Source organism: Qipengyuania sp. ABI-127-1, from assembly GCA_022953095.1.
Taxonomy (GTDB): Bacteria; Pseudomonadota; Alphaproteobacteria; order Sphingomonadales; family Sphingomonadaceae; genus Qipengyuania.
Genome location: JALJCR010000003.1, coordinates 71,233 through 91,762 on the forward strand (window position 1 = coordinate 71,233; position 20,530 = coordinate 91,762).

The window sequence follows — 20,530 nt, forward strand, 5'->3', positions numbered from 1 at the left end:
GGTGGCGGCTGGCGAGTACTCTGTCCAGAAATTTAGCGCGCGATGATATCAGCGCTCATCGAGGAGCGCAGGACGAGACCGTTCGTCCAAATGAGGGCGGAACGTAAGCCAATATCCCTTTCGCATCCGTATTCATTGGCCTTGCTGCGGGCATTGCTTGACAGCGCCGCCGCATTGCCGCGGAACGCATTCCCTTCCCGGTGCATAGAGAAGAACGATGGCCGAAACGACGATCGAACCGACATTGGCAAGCTTGAGTGAACGCTTGCGCATCCTCCACCGACAAACGCGCGAAACGCCGCTCTTCAATCCCGTTTTCCAGCTCTCGCTCGATATTTCGCGCAAGCTGGAAGGGGGGGAGCTGAGCATCGAAGCGCTGGCCGGGCTGGTCGACGAATTGGAAACCCAGTCGCTCGGCGCCCGGGCCGCACGATTGCGCCAACTGATCGAGCCGCAGGATGCGGTCCAGAGACTCTCGGCCCTGACCGTCGCAAATGACGACGACTTCGAGACGTTTCGTGCGATGTGGGAACGGCCCCACATGCACGCGGTCTTCACCGCCCATCCGACCTTCCTCCTGTCGCCCCACCGGAGCGAAGCGGTCGCGGAGGCTGTCCTGTCGGGCGGCGAGCCGCGGCTTCGCGAAGCTCCGGAGGAGCCGGAGATCACACTGCGATATGAACATGATCGCGCGATGGCAGCGCTCGCCAATGCGCAGGATGCGCGCGACCGCATGGTGAGCGGGGTTTTGCGGGAAGCGCGGCGGGCCTTTCCCGATCGCTGGTCCGGGCTTCAGCCACTGCCTTTCCGCTTCGCCACCTGGGTCGGCTACGATATGGATGGCCGCACCGATATCAAATGGTACACGTCCATTGCCTTCCGTCTGGCCGAGAAAGCCCAGCGGTTGGGCCGGTATGCCGATAGGCTGGCGGAAATCGATCCCTCACACGATCTTGTCGCCACCCTGCGCGCCGCATCGGGCCGTGCCCGGACCAGCGCGTCGGAATTTGCCGGTGATCTGTCGGATCCCGAAGCCCTTTCGGCAGCGGCGAACCGGTTGACGAAGGATGGCCCCGACAAGCTCCTTTCGCTCGCCCCGCTAATCGAGCAACTGGAGAGCGATGCAGCCGCTGGGGATGCCGAGCGGGCCATTGCCCTGCGCACGCTTGTTGCTGCCATGCGCGCGGATGGGCTGGGCATGGGGTGGATTCACTTTCGCGTGAACGCGAAGCAATTGCACAATGCCATCCGGACTCGCCTCGGGGACGCGGCGGATATCGATCTGTCGAGCCGGGGTGCCATTGCGGCGTTGCGCGAGCTCCTCGCCAGTGTCGAGCCGCAGAGCGCCAACTTCGCCAGCCTCGCCGTCGAAAGCTCGACCGCTACCCGCCAGTTTCTCGCAATGGCGCAGATTCTCAAGCATATCGATGCCGATGCGCCGATCCGCATGCTGGTGGCAGAGTGCGAACAACCCTCGACCGTGCTTGCCGCGCTCTATTTCGCCAGACTGTTCGGGATCGCGGACAAGGTCGATGTGTCGCCGCTGTTCGAAACGGAAACCGCTCTGGAACATGGTGGGCGCTTTCTCGACTTGCTCCTCGCCGAGCCGGACTATCGGGCCTATGCGCGAACGCGTGGCCGTGTCGCGATCCAGACGGGGTTTTCCGATGCAGGCCGGTTTGTTGGCCAGATCCCCGCCAGTCTCGCGATTGAACGCCTCCAGGGCCGTCTGGCAGAGGCGATGGACGCCAATGGCCTGAGCGATATTGCAGCCTTGATTTTCGACACCCATGGCGAGGGAATGGGACGCGGCGCGCATCCTTCCAGTTTCGAAGACCGCATCGAATGGGCGCTCAGCCCATGGGCGCAACGGAGGTTCGCGCGGGCCGGAATCGCGCTCGAACCCGAAGCGAGTTTCCAGGGCGGCGATGGGTACCTGTTGTTTGCGACGCCCGACATGGCGCTGGCCACACTGACGCAAATCGTGGCGCACAGCCCCGCGCATACCGATTCCGACGTGCCCACCGATCCGTTCTATCGCCGGACCGATCTCAGTCTCGATTTCTACCGCGCGATCAAGGATCATCAGCGCGAACATCTCGAAAGCCGCACCTATAGCCGCGCAATCACAGCCTTCGGCCTCGGCCTGCTCAACGAAACCGGAAGCCGCAGGTCGCGCCGCCAGAGCGACCTCAATGCCGATCGCGAGATGAGCCTGCGGCAGATACGGGCGATACCGCATAATGCGATCTTGCAACAATTGGGCTATCCGGTGAACATCATCGCCGGCGTCGGGAGCGCGGCGGAAAGCAATATCGAGGAGGTGGGGGCATTGCTTTCGGAAAGCCCACGCGGCCGTCAGATCATGCGGTTGGTGCGCGCTTCCAACGCTCTTGCCAGCATCAAGACCGTTGCCGCGTTCGGCGAGCTGTTCAACTCCGCCTATTGGGCGAGCCGCCCTTATCGAGGGACCGAACAGCATTTGGCGCAGGCTTGCGAGGCGTTGGCCGAATATCTCATCAAAGACGATCGCAACGGTGTTTTCCGACGCCTCGCCTCACGCCTGCGGGTGGATGCCCTAAAGCTGCATCGTCTGTTCGATCTCGTGCCGGACGACGATCCGCATCCCGAACGCGAAAGCGTCCGCCGCGCGATCGGGGTATTGCAGGCGGTACGGCTGGCGCTGCTTCAGCACATGTTTCTCAAGGTGGTTTCGGTACCCGCATTCAGCCGCGCCAACGACATCAGCCGCACCGATGTACTGGAAATGGTGTTCACCCTGCGCATCGACGAGGCCTTGGCGCAGCTTCGCCGTGCCTTTCCCACCAGCTTTCCCCGCAAGGACGATTTCAGGCTCGATGAGCCGGGCGAATATCCGCGCGGCGAAGGCGAAGGATACGCCGCGATCCGCAAGAATTATATCGACCCTATCGAGCAGTCCTATGCACTGTGTCTGCGGATATCGACCGCGATTGCCAATGAATTCGGTGCGCATGGCTGATTGATATTGGCGTGAAACCGGCGCATTGTCTTCCCGTCCGCTTGGGGGGGTAATGATGGGAAACTTTCTGCTTGGCGTAGGCGCCACGCTGCTGGCGCTTGGCGTTTTTGGTTACCTGGCCTTCCGGCTGTTTCGTCGCGGCCCGCTGACCTTTGCGATCGAGGACTTTTACACGCATGTCGTCGATGGCGACGTCGGCCCCTTCATTCGCGATGTCCAGGCCGATGTTCCGCATGTGCAGGAATGCCGCCTGGATGACCGCCTGTCCTGCTCGATCCGCGATGCGGTGCAATCGCATAACCAGGCGGGTCGGCCCGATTGCAACGTGCTGCTGCTGTCGGGGGGCGGTCAATGGGGCGCCTATGGTGCCGGTCTGTTCGACACGCTCAGCCGCAACAGCGTCAACGAACTGGCGTTGAACGATGTCGGGGTCATCACGGGCATTTCGACCGGGTCGCTTCAGACCTTGATGTTGATGGTGGCGCTCGACCGAAAGCAGACGCCCGAAATGCGCCGCTTCGCGCTCGATCGGCTGGTATGGGGCTATTCGCCGAAAAGCGAAAGCGAGGTCGTCAAACACACCAAAATGATCGGCGTCCCGGTTTACGGTTCGGCTGCGGGCACTGCGCCTTTGCGCAAGCGGATCGTCGAGGCGCTCATGCCAAGCGGCGATACGCGACTGATCGAGGCGATCGGGGAATCGAGCATCGAAGGTTTCGCTGGTTTCGTCGAGGCGGAACGCGGGGTGTTCCGCTATGCCGATATCAAGGAGCTGGTGAATGCCGCGCCCAATGCCGCAGCAGCGGCACAGGCTCTGGCGGCGGCGACAATGGCATCTTCGGCCATGCCCGTATTCCACCAGCAATTGCGCATTGCGGGCAGCGACGGAAAAGCACTCGCGCTCTACGATGGCGGGGTCCGCCGCTCGGTATTCTTCGACCGCGCCATGGCTGCCGTCGACGCCGAAGTGCGCGAGCAGATGAAGGGCCACGCGCTGGCAAAGGTTGCCGACGGCGTTACGCAAGACGCTTTCGTCAAGGATTACGAAGCGACGGCACCGAGCGTCTATGTGGTGCGCAACGGCCCCACGGCGCGCAAGCCCGACGCGACGCTCAACACCAAATCGGGTCCGCTCAAGAACGGCCAGCGCGGTTATGATCTGCTCGTCAATGAAAGCGAAATCGGAGCGATCGCAGCGCTCAGACTCAACAATCCCTACGGCCGTATCATGCTGACCAGCGCGGATCGCTACGATACCTTCCCCAGCAATGTGGGCGAGAACTTCAAGAAGGACGAAATGTTCAAACCCGCCTTCATGGCCCGTCTGCGCGATCTCGGCCGCCACAAGGCAGAACGGCCCGAGGGTCCATGGTGGCCGCTCAGCAAGATCGACGGAGTTTGAGAAACGCCGCAAAAGCGGCAATTCGGCTGTGCGGCCCGACCCGGACATTCGCTACCAGCCTGTCCTAGGTGGATTACGTATCGCGTTCGGCCCAATGCATCGCAAGAGATCTGTGGCTCGGCAGACGTTGCAAGGAAGGCAGTAAAGGATGGCCACCACACCCCCGCACGAACCGGACCGGATCGATCCCCAGTCGCCGCCCGAAACACCGGCTCAGCCGGACGAGCCGGTTCCGGACCGGCGGCCCGAGATCATCCCGACCGAACCCGATTTCGACGAACCCGATCGCAGTCCGGACGAATATCCCCCGGCGACGAATGGAGTTATCTAGTGGCTTAGCAAAAGGGGGATCGGAGGATCGGACAGCATGTCGCGCGTCACGCCTCCGAGCAGCCGCTCGCGAAAGCGCGAACGACCGTAAGCACCCATGATGACGATCCCCGCCGCGCGTATCTTTGCCGCATCGATCAGCGTCGTAGCGATTGATGTCTCACCCTCGCGGGCGAGTTCGGTGATCAGCGGCTCGATATCATGACGGGCAAGAAATTTCGCTGCCTCCGATGTCGACAAACCCCGCCTGTTATGGCTTGTGTTCTCTCGAACGGCGAAGATGTGGACCTCCGACGCCGCGCTCAGTATCGGCTGCGCTGCCTGAAGGGCGTGGGCGCTTTCCGAAGAGCCATTCCATGCGACGGCCGCAGGCGCATCCAGAGCCAAGCCGGTGGCCGATGGGGGTACGACGAGAACCGGAGCCTTTACGCCGACGACTGCTTCGGTGACCAGCCGTGACGGTTGCCTGGCATCCCCGACGGGGTTGCGCGACCCCAAGATCACCATGTCCGACAGCGGCGCCAGATGATCGATCTCATCGACAGCATCGCCTTTCGTGCGGACCCAGTCCCATCGCACCCCTTCGCCGGTCAGACGGTTTTCTATCTCTTTCTGAAACCGGTCGGCATTTGCGCGGAACGAAGCGGCCATGTCCATCGCCAGGGAAAAATAGAGGTCTCCGGGCATGCCGAATTCGTAGGGTACGGCCTGGAGACAAGTGATGTGGCTATCGAAGCGCCGAGCGACGTCGAGAGCGGCCTGGAATCTGGCCTCCATGGCCTCGTCGTCGTGAATATGGAGCAGTATCGAGCGCATGGAACTCTCCCTTTCCGTGACTGTTCTGTAGCCCGCCTCCTAGGCGGCAGAGGCCTTTGCGAAATTACGCAAATGTCCTGACGGATAGCCTCGGTAGTTTCCGTATTTGCGTCGGTGCGCACGAAAGACACGATTGCGCCAGGTCAGGAGAAGTGGCTGCCATGAGCGACTGGAGCCTTATAAAGCTGGAGATGGCCCGTTCGGCCGACTATCCGTTCGGTTCTGTCAGTCGGGCCTATCTCATCCGCGTCCCGCTCGATCGGGTTGGCATGATCGATGGGGCCGGTGTGGCGCAAAACCCGAAAAGAGCTACCGTCAGGCGCTTTTGGCCGAATGAACCGGATCAGTCCGGCTATGTCGTGAAGTGTCAGCACCGCTGGGGTTTCCGCGAAGGAGATTACCCGGGAAGTAAAGGCTGCTTTGCCAGCATGCCGGATTGCTCGATCAGGGCTGGCGCGCTTCTCAAGGTCATCGAACGCAACGGCACGAGTTCGCCATTCCGTGTGGCCGAGATTTCCCTGGTTTAGTCTTTCCCAGGAATCTCATCCGCTTCGCCGACACCCGCCATGAACGCCACGCGAAGCAGGTCGGAGAGGCTGTGCACTTCCAGTTTCGCCATCAGGTTGGCGCGATGGATCTCGACCGTGCGTGGGCTGATGCCGAGATCGTAGCCGATGGTCTTGTTGGGATGGCCCTTGACCAAGCCTTCCAGCACTTCCGTTTCGCGGGTAGTAAGCGGCTTGAGCCGGGCTTGCGCTTCTTCCCTTCTCGTCCGCCATCTGTCGTCGTCGTCAAGACGCCGCCATGCTTCGGTGATCGCGGCAAACAGTTGGCGTTTGTCGAAGGGCTTCTCGATGAAATCGATCGCGCCGGCTTTCATCGCCTTGACCGCCAGTTCGACATCGCCGTGGCCCGTCATGACCACGACCGGAAACGTGATGGCGCGCTTGCGCATTTGCTCCTGCACATCGAGCCCATCGGGACCCGGCATGCGGATGTCGATAACGACGCATCCCGGATCGAGCCGTTCGACTTCGCCGAGCAATTGAGTGCCGCTTTCGAACGTTTGGACGGTGTGCCCTGACGTGCGGAGCATGAACCCGATGGAACGCCGGATGGACGGGTCGTCATCGACCAGATAGACTGGATAATCAGCCATCCGCATCTCTCAAATCGGCTCTTTTGAGTGTGAATGAGAACTCGGTTCCGCCCAATTCGGATGGGCCGGCCCAGATCTTTCCGCCATGCGCGTTGACGATCGTGTGACATATGGAAAGGCCCAGCCCCATGCCGCTGGACTTGGTGCTGACGAAGGGGTGGAACAGTCTTTCCGCTACGTGCGGATCCAGCCCGGGTCCGCTATCGCTGACCGAAACGCGGACCATCCCGTCGCTCTCGCACATGCTGTAGACGCGGATGCGCTTGCTATCGGTATCCTCCATCGCTTCCAGAGCGTTGCGGATCAGATTGACCAGGACCTGCTGGATCTGCACGGGGACGACCAGCACCCATTCGCAGTCCGGAGCGAACTGGCTGGAGAAATCCACGTCGCGCCCGTCGCCATTGACCAATGCTATGGCCGTGGCGGCATTCACGATCCTTCTGAGACTGTCGATCTCCAGCTCCACATCGCCACGCGATACGAAGGCGCGCAGCCGCCGTATGATATCGCCTGCCCGAAGAGCCTCGTTGCGGCATTCGGACACGGCATGACGCAGATTCTCCAGATCCACCGGCGAGGAATCGTCGAGAAGATCCATGGCCGCGCCTGCATAGTTGGCAATCCCCGTCAGCGGTTGGTTGAGCTCGTGAGCAATGGAATTCGCCAGGCTTCCCATGGAGGAAATGCGCGAGACATGGGCGAGATCGGCCTGCAGCGAATGCATGAGCTTTTCGCTCTCCCGCATTTCACTCAGATCTCGAATGAAGCCGGTAAAATGCAAAACTCCGGCGATTTCCACTTCGCCTAGCCCCAGCTCGATCGGGAAAGTGTCGCCATTGCGGCGGCGTGCGGTCGTGACCCGACCGCTGCCGATAATGTGCTTTTCGCCCGTTTCGAGATAACGTGCGATGTATCCGTCATGCGCTTCGCGATCGGGCGAGGGCATCAGAACGCTGACATTCTCGCCCAGCAATTGCTCTTCGCTATACCCGAATATCCGCTCTGCACCCTTGTTGAAGGATCGGATCGCCCCGGTTCGATCGATTACGACCATTGCGTCGGGAACCACATCGATCAGCGCGTGAAGCTCGTCGATCCGGCGAAACACTTGGCTAGGTACTTCTGGGGTGGATTGATGATTGTTCATGTTCGAATTTATGGTTGAGCGACCTTCATTTGGGTAATGGCTAAGCGTCGAGACACAATATCTCAGCCTAGGCCCTCCGATAGACGAATTCAGGCGTAAGATACTTACACTATATGGGTGCCCTCGGCGATCCCCAGTACGATTTACGGCGCTCGTGCCGCGCGCGCTTGCTGAAGCAGGCAAGAATGACCTGCGTGTGATCTCGCATGTCAGGGTGGGTGATGATCGCCATACGGAGGTTTGCGTATCGTGGCCGCCTCCGGACGGATTTATGCGGTCTGCACAAATGGCAGAAAGGAGGACCGGAGAATGGCCAATCAGACCGTCAGAGCCACCGAGCGGCGGCTAGAGCCCAGCTTCGCCGAGCGCTTTATCGAGCCCTTCACCCGTATGCGAACGGGGGTCGATCACCTGATGGACGAACTGCCCGCGCGCTGGTCGGCCTTGCAGTTTCCAGCGTCACCTGTAATCGAAATGGCAGAAACCGACACGCTCTATACCATCGATGCGGAAATCCCCGGAGTTGCGAATGGGGATGTCGAGATCCAGGTTGATCGCGACACACTGATCATCAAGGGCGAAAAGAAAGAGAAAAGCCGCGAAGAGCACTGTGATTATGTCATCAGCGAAAGAGCTTATGGCTCCTTCGAGCGGCGCATCTCCCTTCCGCACGATGCGCTGATCGACGAAATTACTGCCGAACAAGAAGCGGGTATGCTGCGTATCGCGATCCCGCGCAGCAAGGATGCCAGATCCGAAAAGCGCAAGATCGAGATCCATTCGAAGAGCGCTTCCTGAATCGGGCTGCCCCCTGTCCCGACCTCCCGTCTATCGGGACAGCCCGAAGGAGCTAGACGTGCCCCCCCCCGCACGACGACGCTCCACAATCAGGCCCCGGCTCATTGACGAGCCGGGGCTTTTTTCGATGTCCGGGCTGCGATTGATCATGTCACCGGGGTTTGAGGCCGATGGAAGAAAGGCAGTTCGACGATGCGAATCGCTGTTTTCAGTACCAAGCCATATGATGAGGAATTCCTCCTATCCGCCAACACCGAGGCGGGCGCCCCGCACGAGCTGGAGTTCCACCGCGTGCATCTGTCGGAGCAAAGCGCTATTCTGGCGCAAGGTAGCGATGCGATCTGCGCCTTTGTGAACGATCGCGCCGATCGTCCGGCGCTGGAGATCCTGCGTGATAACGGCGTTCGCCTGATCTGTCTGCGCAGCGCCGGTTTCAATAATGTCGACCTGGCAGCCGCTCGCGATCTCGGCCTCGCCGTAGCGCGGGTGCCCGCCTATTCTCCTCATGCAATCGCGGAACATACCGTTGCGCTCCTGCTTTCCTTGGTCCGCAAAATCCACCGATCCTATGCCCGCGTACGCGAGGGCAATTTCTCGCTCGACGGGCTGCTCGGTTTCGATCTTGCAGGCCGCACTGTCGGTGTTGTTGGCACGGGCAAGATCGGGTTGTGCGTGGCAAGAATACTCACCGGTTTCGGATGCGAGGTTCTGGGAACCGATCCGGTGCCGAACGGCGATTTCCATGGTCGCTACGTGGCGCTCGACGAGTTGCTCGAGAGCGCCGATATCGTCACTCTCCATTGCCCGCTTACGCCCGACACCCATCATCTGATCGATGCGCAGGCTCTTTCGCGGATGAAGGACGGTGTCACGATCATCAACACCAGTCGTGGGGCGGTAATCGACACGCAAGCAATCATCGCCGCGCTGAAGACGCGAAAAATCGGTCTGCTTGGACTGGATGTGTACGAAGAAGAGGAGGACATCTTCTTCGAGGACATGTCGCGCCAACCGATCATGGATGATACTTTTGCGCGGCTCCTGACCTTTCCCAATGTTCTGATTACGGGGCATCAGGGGTTTTTCACCACCCAAGCGCTCGAAGCGATCGCGCAGATAACGATCGCCAATGCCAGCGCCTTCGAGCGAGATGGCAGGCCGCTCCACTCCGCCGGGTTGCCTCCCGGGGGCCGGGACTGAGCTTCAAGGTGCCAATCGGCGGGATGCGGAGGTTTCCTTAATGCGCCGCTTGTGATCACGGCTAGCTTGTCCGTTGCACCGATAGCCGAGCGAAGGATCTTTCATGAGCACGACAGGCCTCGAAGTTTTCGACAAGACTCTCCAATCGACACATATCTGGCTCGATGAAATCATGGAGGAGATCGGCCCGGACCGCCATCTGGCCTGGAAGGTGCTAACCACCGTATTGCAGGCACTACGCGACCGCTTGCCCGTGGAACTGGCCGCCCATTTCGGGGCGCAATTGCCGCTCCTCGTGCGGGGTGGCTTCTATGCGGGTTTCGATCCTTCCAAAATGCCGACTCAGTGGCATACGGCAGAGGAATTTCGCCATCATATTGCAGCGAATCTCGCCGATGCCCGCGCGGTCGGGGCGATCGACGCGATCGATGCCGTCGTCGGGGTTCTCGATCGCCATCTCTCGCCGGGTCAGGTCGGCAAGGTCTATCGGGCTCTGCCCAAGCAGATTCGGGAACTCTGGCCGGATTACGAGGCGAGCGAGACCTGATTCGCAAAGGCCATCCCGCCGTTCGGCACCGGTCGACGCGTTGCCAGGCGGCCGACCCGATCAATATGGATTGATACTGATAGCCTGCGTCGCCTCCGCGTTTCACAGTCCCGATGCGAAGGTCGGCGGCGTATGGCCCCGTCGATAGGCGCTGCAATTTGCAACAGGGGTACATTTCCATCACCGATCCGCAGCAAGGAGCTGACGAACCTTGGCATGCGCTTGACGCCAGGGACGCCCTCAACCGCTTTGCCTCTTCCCGTAACGGCCTTGTGCAGGGCGAAGCCGAGCGGCGGCTGGCATCGCACGGGCCGAACCTGCTGCCCGAGCCCCAGAGGATGGGGCCTCTTCGCATCTTCGCACACCAGTTCACCAACCCGCTCATCTATCTGCTCATATTCGCGGGGGCGTTATCTCTCCTCATCGGCGACAGGTGGGACGCGGCGTTCATTTTCGGTGTCCTGACGACAAACGCCCTGGTGGGCAGTTATCAGGAATACAAGGCCGATGCCGGCGCGCGCGCGCTGCGCAGCCTGGTGCCACAAGTCGCCCGCGTGGTGCGCGACGGTGTCGTGCGCGAGATACCGGCGGCAGAGATCGTGCCGGGCGACATCGTCGAACTTGAAAGCGGGATGAAGGTTACGGCCGATATGAGGCTGGTGGAAGCACATGGTCTCAGGATCGACGAAGGTTCCCTGACCGGCGAGTCCATGCCCGTGCTGAAAGATGCCGATCGGTCGTTGGAGGCGGAAACCGTAGCCGGGGACCGGCTGACCATGGCACATGCCGGGACCGTCGTCGTGGAAGGGCGCGGGCTTGGTGTCGCAGTGGCAACGGGGGCAGGCACCTTGCTGGCCAATATCGGCTCCATGCTCACCGAAAACGCTCGCGTCGCGGTCGAAACACCCTTGGTCAGACGCATGGCGAAGCTTGCGCGAAGGATAGCCATTGCCACGGTATTCCTGATTCTGGTGCTGGCCGTCCTGCTTGCGCTTCAGGGTGGAGGATGGCGCGAGATTGTGCTGCTGGCCATTGCCCTTGCCGTTGCAGCGATCCCGGAAGGCCTGCCCATTGCAGTAACCGTAGCATTATCGGCAGCCGCCAGCCGTATGGCCCGGCGCAATGTGATCGTGCGGTCGCTGCCGGCCGTGGAAGGGCTTGGGTCCTGCACACTCATTGCAACCGATAAGACCGGAACGCTGACCCTCAACAGGCTGACGGTCCATCGCGTGGTTCTGGCCGATGGAACCAGTGTCGAGCGTCAGCAGTGGCTAAATGGTGACGGAAACGATCCCCTTGGCGAGATCGGTTCGGCGGCCGCCATCTGCAACGAAGCGCATCTGAGCGATACGGGCAGCCCGGTAGGCGATGCAGTGGATGTCGCTCTGCTCGATCTGGCCCGTGAGACGGGGCACGATCCCGAAAACCTGCTCGGAATGGAGCGGCTGGCCATCGTTCCCTACGAGCCTGCGGCCCGCTTCGCGGCCGTCGAAGCTGTATCATCCCAGGGAACTCGTCTCGTGGTGAAAGGGGCGCCGGAAACGGTCCTGCCAATGTGTGCGGAAGTGGCCCCGGGCGCGGTCGAAACTGCCGAGCGGCTTGCCGCCGAGGGGTTCCGGGTCCTGGTACTGGCCTACGCCGATTCGGCGGCATCCGCAGTGCCGATTCACGAACGGCTTCACGGGCTCCGACTGCTGGGTTTCGTCGGCTTGACCGATCCGCTGCGCTTCGGCGTTGTCGAAGCGGTCGCGCATTGCCGCGAGGCAGGCATTTCGGTGCGAATGATCACTGGCGATCATCCGGCGACGGCCCTCGCCATTGCCAGGCAACTGGGCCTGGATGTCCATCCAGGCGAGGTCGTGACCGGGGCTCAGCTTGCGGGGCTGGATAGCAAGAGCGAAGCATTCGATCGGACGATCGGCAATGCGGAAGTCTTCGCCAGAATCGAGCCTGCGCAAAAGCTGGCGATCGTGCAAGCTCTGCAACGCAACGACCATATCGTCGCCGTCACGGGGGATGGTGTGAATGATGGCCCCGCTCTGCACGCGGCGGACATCGGCGTTGCCATGGGGAAGGGCGGTACGGATGTTGCGCGTGCAGCCTCCGATCTGGTCATCGCGGACGACAATTTCGCCACCATCCTGTCCGGGATCGAGGAAGGGCGCGTTACCTTCCTCAACATTCGCAAGATCGTGATCTTCATGCTGGCCACGGGCCTTGCCGAAATCCTCATGTTCATCGGTGCCCTGGCCTTTGGGCTGCCAATGCCGCTCACTCCCGTCCAGCTTCTCTGGCTCAATCTTGTCACCAACGGTCTTCAGGATGTCACGCTGGGGTTCGGCAAGGGAGAGGGGGATGAATTGCAAAGGCCCCCGCGGCGCAAGCTGACCACGCTGATCGATATCGATGCCATCATACTGATGTTGCCGGGAACCCTGGTGATGACCGCAGCCGCGATATGGGTCATGGCAGGACATCTAGCTGCGGGAGAAAGCGTCGCGGAGGCACGTAACGCCGTCCTGTTCATCGTGGTGCTGTTCCAGAACGCCTTCCTGCTCACCGTTCGCAACCTCCATCGGCCCTTTTGGAGGTGGCATGCGCCGGAAAATGGATGGCTGTTTGCGGGGCTGGGCAGTGCGTTGATGCTGCATGTCGCTGCCCAGCATCTGCCGCTGTCCCAGACACTGCTCGGCATCAGTCCGGTCGGCCTTGATGTGGTCGTGCAGGGCCTTCTTGCCGCCCTGGCCGTGCTGCTTTCCACCGAGGTTGCGAAATGGTGGATCAATCGTACACGCCGCCTCCGGGCGACCGGGACATTACTTATGGATTGAGGCTGCGATAGTGCCGACGATGCGGATCGATCCACTATCCCGAGGAGAGAACAGATGGTCCGGCCCCTCAGACAGGCAATGGCGGCGCTGGTCGGGGCGGGTCTGCTTGCGACGGCAGCTTGTACCTACAGCAGTACGCCATACCAGCCGATTTCCTCGGCCAACCGTGTATCGGGCGGCTATAGCGATGAACAACTGGGCGAATATCGCTTTCGGGTGTCGTTTGCAGGCAATTCGCTGACCTCGCGCGAACAGGTCGAAAGTTACTTGTTGTTCCGCGCCGCCGAACTGACGCTGGAGCAGGGGCACACCTGGTTCGTGATCGAAGATCGTGTCATCGAGCACGAGGTCGAACGCAGCTTCCGGCGCGATCCGCTATACGATCCCTGGTATCGATCCTATTATGGCTATTGGCGTCCATACTGGCGTTATTACGGGCCGCGCGGCTGGCAAGCCTGGTATCCCTATCACGGCCATTCCTTCTGGACCGATCATGTCGATATCCGCGAAGTCGATCGGTTTGAGGCAATTGCCGAAATCCGCCTCGGAGATGGCCCTATGCCGAACGGCAATTTGCGCGCCTTCGACGCGCGCGAAGTGATTGCGCGGATCGGGCCGCGGGTGAAGTATCCCGGACAGGATTAGGCGCGCGGCGAAACGCGCGTACCGTCTTCGATATTACCCGACGGATTGAGGACGACGCGCTCGCCCGCTTTCAAACCGTCGCGAACTTCGGCAAAGTCATCATTGAGGTGACCGATCGCGACATCGCGCCGCCGTGCCCGGCCATCGGCTTCGACGAAGACCTGCCAGCCGCCTTCCGATCCCCGGAACAGAGCGCCGACGGGAACCCGCACCACCGCGTCTTCGCGCCACAGGATGACCGTGGCATCGATCTGGTAGCCATGGCCGAGGGGCGCGATCTGCCGGGCGGCATCGGCCGCGAAATCGATGATGACATTGACGCGTTGTTCTTCGATCCCGAGCGCGGATATCTTGAGCCTGCCGAAGGGTTCGATCCGGCGCACCCGGCCGGGCAGGGCATCCTCGCCACCCCACCGTGTGATCTTCACTGCATCGCCGGGCTTGATTCGCGCAGCCTCGCGCGAAAGCAGATCGGCGACCACCTCGATGCGTGCCGGATCGCCGATTTCGACCAACGCGGTTCCCTGCGCAACGACTCCTTCGCTTTCGACGAGCCGCCGTAGCAAGACCCCGCTTTCTGGCGAGCGTACCGCCACTGTACCACCCGACGGCAGGCCAGAGGCGGCAGGCTCGGATAGCTGGCTCTGCAACCGCTTGGTTTCGGCACGGATGCGTGCCAGTTCGCTGCTCGCCGTGGCAGCCGCGGCCCGCCGCGCATCGAGGTCTGACCGGGGCAGAAAACCCCGCTCGGCCAAGGCCTCGGCACGCTCCAGATCGGCCTTCGCCAGCCGCAGGGTAGCGGCCGCGCTCGCCTCGCCAGCGCGCGACGCGGTAATCGCATTGCCGATTTCCAGCCGTGTCCGCCGGTCTAGCGGCGTCGACGGAATTCCCGACATGCGGGCGATCACGGTCTGGCCCGCAACGACCTCGTCGCCGGGATCCAGCTCTATCCGCGTGACATATCCCGTGACCGGTGCCGTGACGGTGTAGAGATCGTGCACGCGGGTTACCCCGTCATCGGTCAGGCCCACCTCCATCGGTCCTTCGCTGACCGTGCCGAGATCGACGGCCTCCGCTTCGGGCCAGAAGCTATAGGCGAGCCCGGATACCAGCAGCGCCGTGATGATGATGGCCCAACGCCAGTTCTTGATCCGGTCCCACATCAGTCGCGCGCCTTCAATACGCGGACCATGTCGAGCCGAGCGACCCGGCGTGCGACGATCAATGCCGTCGCGCTGGCTGCGGCCAGCACTACCAACGCGGCGAACCCGTAGCTCGACCGGTCGGGGGCGAAGGGAAGGCGGAAGAGATCGGAACTGAACATCGCGACCATCAATTGGGCCAGAAAATAGCCGGTCAGGCACCCGACGGGTACTGCGACAACGACGAGCAGGGCTAGTTCTCCGAGCAGAACGATGCCGACTTCGCTGCGATGGTATCCCAGCACGCGCATGGTGGCGAGTTCGTGTGCCCGTTCGGAAAAGAGAATGCGCGCGCTGTTGTAAACGACGCCGACCGCGATGGCGGCTGCGAACGCGATATAGAAACCCATCATTGCCATGATGTTCTCCTCGATGATTTCCTCGAAAAGCTGCATCGCTGCATCGCGTTCGGTGATCCCGAGGACCAGCGGCATATCGCTGAGTTCGGTTATCAACTGGTCGCGATAGAGCGGATCGATCAGCAGATTGGCGCTGCCCACCGGAGTGCCGTCGCGTGTCAGGCGGGACAGCGCCTCGCTTCGTGCATAAGCCCGTGTACCGATCAGTTCGTCGATAATGCTCGCCACGGTCAATGTCGTCTTGGTCTGGCGTCCGCCGAGCAGTTCCACTTCCGCCCTGTCTCCGGGCGCGAGGTCGAGCTTCTCCGCGAGCGGGCGGCTCAACATCAGGCCGGAAGCCGGCAACGGAACCTCGAAGCCGTTCGCATCGACCCGTGCAGAAAGGCGGTCGTCGATTTCTGCCGCCTCGATCCCGACCCGTTCCGAGAGTGCACCGTTTCGCATGACCACTGGGACGGCGCGGGCCGGTTCCACTCTCAGGACACCGGGCATCGAGGCCAGTTCGAACAGGACCTTTTCGTTCTGCGGTTCGATGAAGGCGACGGAGATGTCCTGCCGCTGCGCCCGGAAGAAGTAATTGTCGAGCATGGCACGCGAACCGTCGATGAACTGGATCGTCGCGAAAAGGAGGGCAAGGGAAAGGGCCACGCCCGATACGGTCACCGCCGAACGTCCCGGCCAGCGTGCGATGTGGCGGATGATCATGTTGCCCACCGCCGATATGTCCGCCCACTGACCGAATTTTTCGACCAGACCTGCGCGATAGATGGGCGGCGGCGGCGCCGACATGGCGACCGCCGGAGTCAGCGCTGCGGCAGCCCGCACCCCGCCGATGGCGCCGATCCCGGCCGACCCGAATGCCAACGCGGCACCGGTCGCGAACACGTTGGGTGCGACCTGATAGTAGAGGAACGGGAAGCGGTAATACTCTGCATATTGCTCGGTCATGGACAGCCCCATCCACCAGCCGAGCGCGGAGCCCATGAGGATGCCGATCAGGGCCACGGCAATGGCGAATTTCAGATAATGCCAGCCGATTGCCCAGTTGCCGTAGCCGAAGGCCTTCATCAGCCCGATTTCCTCGCGCTCCGTGCGGATCGTCCGGCCGAGCACGACATAGACGAGGAAGGTGGAGACGAGCAGGAAGATCGGCGGGATGATCGTGGTCATCGCCTCGAGCTGGTCGAGTTCGCTGGTTAGGAAAGCGTTCGACATGTGGTCTTCGCGGCCGACTGCGCCGGTCCCGCCATATTGCGCGACGATGGCATCGACGTGCCGGACGACCTCGTCCTCGCTCGCGCCGCGTTCGAGCTTCAGCGACAGAGCGTTGATCGCGCCCGTTCGGCCCGAAGCGGCCTCGAGCGCTTTCTCCCCCATCCAGAAGATACCGTAGCGACTGGCATCGGGGATCAACTCTCCCGGTGCGATCGACCAGATGTAATCTGGCGCGAGGCCGATGCCGACCACTTCGAGCCGTGTCCGGCTGCCATAGACGACAGCATCGATCCGGGCACCCAGGTCGAGATCGTTGGCATCGGCAAACGCCTTGTCGATCACGACCTCGTTGGCCTTGTCGATCACCGGTCCGCGGCCTTCGGCCAGGACCAGCCTGTTCAGCTTGCTTTCGCCGTCCGCTCCGACCGAATTGATCAGCGCGCGGACCGGTTCGATGCGGTCGGCGAATTCCAGCGTGGCGAATTGTTCGATCCGGCCTTCGGCGATGGCTACCCCATCGACCGCTTCGATCCGCTGCACTATGCTGCGCGGCGCCCGGGTCATGCTGACGAAGATATCGCCATATTGATAGCGATCGTAATAGGCGTCGCGGGTCTGCGTCAGCGAGTGGTGCACACCCAGTGCCATCACGAACGTCGCCATCGCGGCACCGATCACCAGCCCGATCGCGAGCGCCTGTCCGCGCAGGCGCCACAGATCGCGCAGGAGCTTGGTGTCCAGCGCCCTCACCACGTCATCTCCGAGGCCGAAATTCGGTTCTCATTGGTTTCGATCGACGCGATCTGCCCATCGAGGAAGTTGAACACCCGGTCGGCCATGGCGGCGATGCCGGCATTATGGGTAATCAGGATCAAGGTGGTGCCGAGTTCGCGATTGGCCTCTGCCAGTGTCTCCAGAACCCTGACGCCGGTCGCGCTGTCCAACGCTCCCGTGGGTTCGTCGCACAGCAGGACTCCCGGCCGTTTCGCAACCGCCCGGGCAACTGCGACGCGCTGTTGTTCGCCGCCCGACAGTTGGGCCGGGAAATGATGGCGCCGGTCCCCCAGACCGACGAGTTCAAGCGCTTCCTTGGCCGACATGGGATTTTCCGCGATGTCGGTTACCAGCCGCACGTTCTCTTCTGCGGTCAGGCTGGGAATGAGATTGTAGAACTGGAAGATGAAACCGATGCTGGACCGGCGAAAACGGGTAAGGTCGGCTTCGTCCAGCGCGGTGAGTTCGGTATCGCGATACCAGAGCTCGCCGGAGGTGGGACGGTCCAGCCCGCCGACGATGTTGAGCAGCGTCGATTTGCCGCTGCCCGACGGGCCGAGTAGCACCAAAATCTCTCCGGCCATGATGTCGAGATCCACTCCGCGCAGAGCGTGGACCTCGGTTTCGCCGGTGACGTAGGTTTTGCGAAGCGATCGCCCGACAAAGGCAACTTCGCGTCCATTTCCGGGTTCTGTCTTCACCGCCTCGGGCATCGCGCGGGTCTATAACGTGGGTCGCGGCCGTGCGCTACGCAACTATCCCTAGTGACACATCCTTCCTGCGCCGATCGGCATTAGAGGCCGCCCCCCGCTGCCAGCAGAAATGCCAGCCCCGCCGCATAGACGAGGATGACGGCTACCGAATCCTCGCCCATTCTGAAGACGGTGCGATCCCGTCTTTCGATGAGCCCCAGCACGAATGCGCCCGACATCACCAGCGCGATAAGCGCCGCCATGGCTTCGAATGGACCTGCCATGGAAAGCACCGGGGGGCCGCTGGCGACGAGTTCGATAACGAGAATGAGGCCGAAATTGAACAGGTTGGAGCCGAACACCTCGCCGATCGCCAGTTCGTATCGCCGGTTGCGAATGGCGCCGATGATGGCAGAAAATTCGGGAAGCGAAGTTGCTGCCGATACGAAAAGGAATCCCATCAGGCTTCCGCCGATGCCCGTCGCGCCCGCGATCCTGATCGCCGTGGCTGCCAGCGTCGCCCCGGCGATCATGATGATACCGGCCAGCAGCGCGAGCCACAGGAACAGTCGCCGCCAACCGATGTCGCGCTGCTTTACCTCTTCGGCGAACGCCCGCTCGCTCTGGTCGATCACCTGCCACATCGGGCGCCGTTCGGCCCGGTCGGCGATGCCGATCGATGCTACCGAGGCAGCGAAGATCAGGCCCGGCCATAGGAATGGCCCGCCTATGGGTGTGCGCCCTTCGGCAGTGATCGCGGCGATGACCAGTGCCAGCACCATCATCCCCGAGACACCCTGGATCAGCGTGACCGGTCGAGCCACCACCGAAGTCAAGGGGCGCGACCCAATCAGCATATCGGCCACCGCAAGCAGCAGAATATTGAATGCCGCGCTACCCAGCACGTCGTTGGTCGCGAGAAGCGGCGCGCCGATTGCGGCCGCCGTTGTGGCAGTTGCAAGTTCGGGCAGGGAGGTAATGCCGCCCAATACCAGCATTCCGGCAAAACCCTGTCCCAGCCCGGTCTTGTCGCTCAGCGCAACGACATAGCGCGGCAAGCGCGTGCCAGCCCACCATACTGCCCCGGCGGCCAGGCCGAAGCCGACAAGAGCGGCGGTTAAGGATGGTTCATTCACGAGCATAGCTTTCCCGGTTCGGCCGGAACCGGACCGGCGATGAAACGGTCGGGGCTGCGCTGGTACATGACCGCGCGTCTTCGCAGGAGCTGTTGGGCAGGGGCCATCCGTAACTATCCTGAGCGCGGCGGTTAAGGAGGGTTCCGTATTGGAAGCGCCCGGCACGGTCTTCACGCTGGGCAAATCGCTTGAGACTCGCTCTGCCCCGCTTTCCAAGGAGAACGTCGTGCCTGGCAACCAATTGAGAGGAATTGTGGATACCGGGCCGCGCTCCGCCCCCTTAACTTATCGCTCGCGCTCGGTGCCGCGCGGGCTTTTCCGACCATATAGCGACACGCCGCGCCTGGTGGCCTGTGTCGATGACGGGGATTTGGCCCGGCGCGTTTCTTCTCATGCCCTTGCGATTGCTCGCAGTCTTGGAATGGAAGTGACCTTTGCGCGGGTCATCGATGCCCCCGGAAAATCCGGATCGCCGGCGGACCCGGTCGAATGGCAATTGCGCCAGCACAGCCAGAAAAGGGACTTGCGCCTGTTCGCTGGCGAGAAGGAGGCCGCAGTAGCCGCCAACAGCGTTCTCCTGGCCGGTTGTCCGGCAGAGGAGATCAGTGATTGGGCGCTCGAACATGGCGCGACACTGCTCGTTTCGGGCTGCAGTCGAAGCGAGACCGCAAAAGGTCTCGGATCGACCGCCCAGTCGCTTCTCGATCGGGGCGAACATTCTCTCCTGCTGGTGCCTCCGGGACCGACGAAAGAGGGCGGCTACCGCCGGATAATGGTCCCGGTAGACGGATCGCACCGGGGCGATGCGGTGCTCCCGGTTGCCCGCCGTATCGCCCGGACCCATGGCGCCGATCTGGTGCTGGTTCATGTCGTACCGCAAGCGCAGATATTGGAGAGAGAGCGCACTCCGAACCTCCAGCGGTTGAGTGTCGAGCTGGACAAGCAGCAGACCCGTTTCGGCAAAACGCATCTCGCGGACTTGCGGAGCCGCAGCGTAGAGGATGGTGTCGAAGTGCGAACGATCATTCGCGGCCCCGGAGATCCGCGAGCGTTGCTTCGCGAAACCGCCGTTTCGGAGAGTATCGACCTGATCGTCATGGCATCGCACGGTGTGACCGGGCTGGACGATGTCTCATGCGGTAGCGTGGCCGAATATCTGGCGGGCCACACCCCGGTACCGCTTCTGATCGTCAGGCCCAACCTGCGATGCAGTTTCAGCCCCGAGGAAAGAAGCTGCGGCCATTCTTCGGCCTTCCGTTTGACCGGGTGACCG

17 protein-coding genes are annotated in these 20,530 nt (G+C 61.9%); 10 read left to right on the forward strand and 7 right to left on the reverse strand.

Features of this window, described 5'->3' with window-relative positions; genetic code table 11:
- Positions 1-217 precede the first annotated feature (217 nt).
- The 3 genes from MUY37_RS13050 (at position 218) to MUY37_RS13060 (ending at position 4,734) form a co-directional block, all read left to right on the forward strand.
- Positions 218-3,001 (forward strand): phosphoenolpyruvate carboxylase, encoded by a 2,784-nt coding sequence (locus MUY37_RS13050; protein ID WP_499195797.1) that lies wholly within the window; start codon positions 218-220, stop codon positions 2,999-3,001.
- Between the two features lie 52 nt (positions 3,002-3,053).
- Entirely contained in the window at positions 3,054-4,403 is a 1,350-nt protein-coding gene (locus MUY37_RS13055) for a patatin-like phospholipase family protein (RefSeq protein ID WP_499195798.1), read from the forward strand.
- 148 nt (positions 4,404-4,551) lie between these two features.
- Positions 4,552-4,734, forward strand: coding sequence for a hypothetical protein (locus MUY37_RS13060; protein WP_499195799.1), 183 nt, complete (start codon positions 4,552-4,554; stop codon positions 4,732-4,734).
- Here MUY37_RS13060 and MUY37_RS13065 read toward each other — a convergent pair.
- On the reverse strand, positions 4,731-5,549 hold the full coding sequence (locus tag MUY37_RS13065) for a universal stress protein (protein WP_499195800.1): 819 nt from the start codon (positions 5,547-5,549) through the stop codon (positions 4,731-4,733). The genes MUY37_RS13060 and MUY37_RS13065 overlap by 4 nt on opposite strands.
- Positions 5,550-5,710: 161 nt before the next feature.
- Between MUY37_RS13065 and MUY37_RS13070 the strand changes: the two genes are divergently transcribed.
- Positions 5,711-6,076 carry a hypothetical protein gene (locus MUY37_RS13070; RefSeq protein WP_499195801.1) on the forward strand — a complete coding sequence of 122 codons (366 nt, stop codon included), beginning with the start codon at positions 5,711-5,713 and terminating at the stop codon, positions 6,074-6,076.
- Here the strand turns inward: MUY37_RS13070 and MUY37_RS13075 are convergent.
- The gene (locus MUY37_RS13075; protein ID WP_499195802.1) at positions 6,073-6,708 is read right to left on the reverse strand and encodes a response regulator transcription factor; all 636 of its coding nucleotides are present in this window, start codon (positions 6,706-6,708) and stop codon (positions 6,073-6,075) included. The two genes, MUY37_RS13070 and MUY37_RS13075, sit on opposite strands and share 4 nt — an antisense overlap.
- Complete coding sequence (locus tag MUY37_RS13080; RefSeq protein ID WP_499195803.1) at positions 6,701-7,858, reverse strand: sensor histidine kinase; 1,158 nt, start codon at positions 7,856-7,858, stop codon at positions 6,701-6,703. Before MUY37_RS13080 ends, MUY37_RS13075 begins: the two co-directional genes overlap by 8 nt.
- Before the next feature lie 309 nt (positions 7,859-8,167).
- Here MUY37_RS13080 and MUY37_RS13085 point away from each other — a divergent pair, with 309 nt between their 5' ends.
- From MUY37_RS13085 to MUY37_RS13105, 5 genes are all read left to right on the forward strand, one after another.
- Entirely contained in the window at positions 8,168-8,656 is a 489-nt protein-coding gene (locus MUY37_RS13085; protein WP_499195804.1) for an Hsp20/alpha crystallin family protein, read from the forward strand.
- Positions 8,657-8,848: 192 nt separating this feature from the next.
- Entirely contained in the window at positions 8,849-9,856 is a 1,008-nt protein-coding gene (locus MUY37_RS13090; protein WP_499195805.1) for a 2-hydroxyacid dehydrogenase, read from the forward strand.
- Positions 9,857-9,959: 103 nt separating this feature from the next.
- Positions 9,960-10,403: a DUF2267 domain-containing protein gene (locus MUY37_RS13095; protein WP_499195806.1), complete on the forward strand. Its 444-nt coding sequence runs from the start codon at positions 9,960-9,962 to the stop codon at positions 10,401-10,403.
- A gap of 158 nt (positions 10,404-10,561) precedes the next feature.
- Complete coding sequence (locus MUY37_RS13100; RefSeq protein WP_499195807.1) at positions 10,562-13,234, forward strand: cation-translocating P-type ATPase; 2,673 nt, start codon at positions 10,562-10,564, stop codon at positions 13,232-13,234.
- A gap of 54 nt (positions 13,235-13,288) precedes the next feature.
- Complete coding sequence (locus tag MUY37_RS13105) at positions 13,289-13,879, forward strand: CC0125/CC1285 family lipoprotein (protein ID WP_499195808.1); 591 nt, start codon at positions 13,289-13,291, stop codon at positions 13,877-13,879.
- Here the strand turns inward: MUY37_RS13105 and MUY37_RS13110 are convergent.
- The 4 genes from MUY37_RS13110 to MUY37_RS13125 form a co-directional block, all read right to left on the reverse strand.
- Complete coding sequence (locus MUY37_RS13110) at positions 13,876-15,042, reverse strand: efflux RND transporter periplasmic adaptor subunit (protein WP_499195809.1); 1,167 nt, start codon at positions 15,040-15,042, stop codon at positions 13,876-13,878. The genes MUY37_RS13105 and MUY37_RS13110 overlap by 4 nt on opposite strands.
- Positions 15,042-17,405, reverse strand: coding sequence for an ABC transporter permease (locus MUY37_RS13115; protein ID WP_499195810.1), 2,364 nt, complete (start codon positions 17,403-17,405; stop codon positions 15,042-15,044). The genes MUY37_RS13110 and MUY37_RS13115 overlap by 1 nt, the downstream gene beginning before the upstream one ends.
- The gene (locus tag MUY37_RS13120; protein ID WP_499195811.1) at positions 17,402-18,130 is read right to left on the reverse strand and encodes an ABC transporter ATP-binding protein; all 729 of its coding nucleotides are present in this window, start codon (positions 18,128-18,130) and stop codon (positions 17,402-17,404) included. Before MUY37_RS13120 ends, MUY37_RS13115 begins: the two co-directional genes overlap by 4 nt.
- 92 nt (positions 18,131-18,222) lie before the next feature.
- Entirely contained in the window at positions 18,223-19,257 is a 1,035-nt protein-coding gene (locus tag MUY37_RS13125; protein WP_499195812.1) for a sodium:calcium antiporter, read from the reverse strand.
- Positions 19,258-19,603: 346 nt separating this feature from the next.
- On the opposite strand from MUY37_RS13125, the gene MUY37_RS13130 reads away from it, so the two are divergent.
- The gene (locus MUY37_RS13130) at positions 19,604-20,527 is read left to right on the forward strand and encodes a universal stress protein (protein WP_499196133.1); all 924 of its coding nucleotides are present in this window, start codon (positions 19,604-19,606) and stop codon (positions 20,525-20,527) included.
- Positions 20,528-20,530 lie beyond the last annotated feature (3 nt).

Bases quoted from the DNA above. Each gene is read 5' to 3' on its own strand.
- MUY37_RS13110 (WP_499195809.1), bottom strand. From the start codon at position 15,042: ATGTGGGACCGGATCAAGAACTGGCGTTGGGCCATCATCATCACGGCG.
- MUY37_RS13055 (WP_499195798.1), top strand. From the start codon at position 3,054: ATGATGGGAAACTTTCTGCTTGGCGTAGGCGCCACGCTGCTGGCGCTT.
- MUY37_RS13090 (WP_499195805.1), top strand. From the start codon at position 8,849: ATGCGAATCGCTGTTTTCAGTACCAAGCCATATGATGAGGAATTCCTC.
- MUY37_RS13080 (WP_499195803.1), bottom strand. From the start codon at position 7,858: ATGAACAATCATCAATCCACCCCAGAAGTACCTAGCCAAGTGTTTCGC.
- MUY37_RS13085 (WP_499195804.1), top strand. From the start codon at position 8,168: ATGGCCAATCAGACCGTCAGAGCCACCGAGCGGCGGCTAGAGCCCAGC.
- MUY37_RS13105 (WP_499195808.1), top strand. From the start codon at position 13,289: ATGGTCCGGCCCCTCAGACAGGCAATGGCGGCGCTGGTCGGGGCGGGT.
- MUY37_RS13065 (WP_499195800.1), bottom strand. From the start codon at position 5,549: ATGCGCTCGATACTGCTCCATATTCACGACGACGAGGCCATGGAGGCC.
- MUY37_RS13070 (WP_499195801.1), top strand. From the start codon at position 5,711: ATGAGCGACTGGAGCCTTATAAAGCTGGAGATGGCCCGTTCGGCCGAC.
- MUY37_RS13075 (WP_499195802.1), bottom strand. From the start codon at position 6,708: ATGGCTGATTATCCAGTCTATCTGGTCGATGACGACCCGTCCATCCGG.
- MUY37_RS13095 (WP_499195806.1), top strand. From the start codon at position 9,960: ATGAGCACGACAGGCCTCGAAGTTTTCGACAAGACTCTCCAATCGACA.
- MUY37_RS13060 (WP_499195799.1), top strand. From the start codon at position 4,552: ATGGCCACCACACCCCCGCACGAACCGGACCGGATCGATCCCCAGTCG.
- MUY37_RS13050 (WP_499195797.1), top strand. From the start codon at position 218: ATGGCCGAAACGACGATCGAACCGACATTGGCAAGCTTGAGTGAACGC.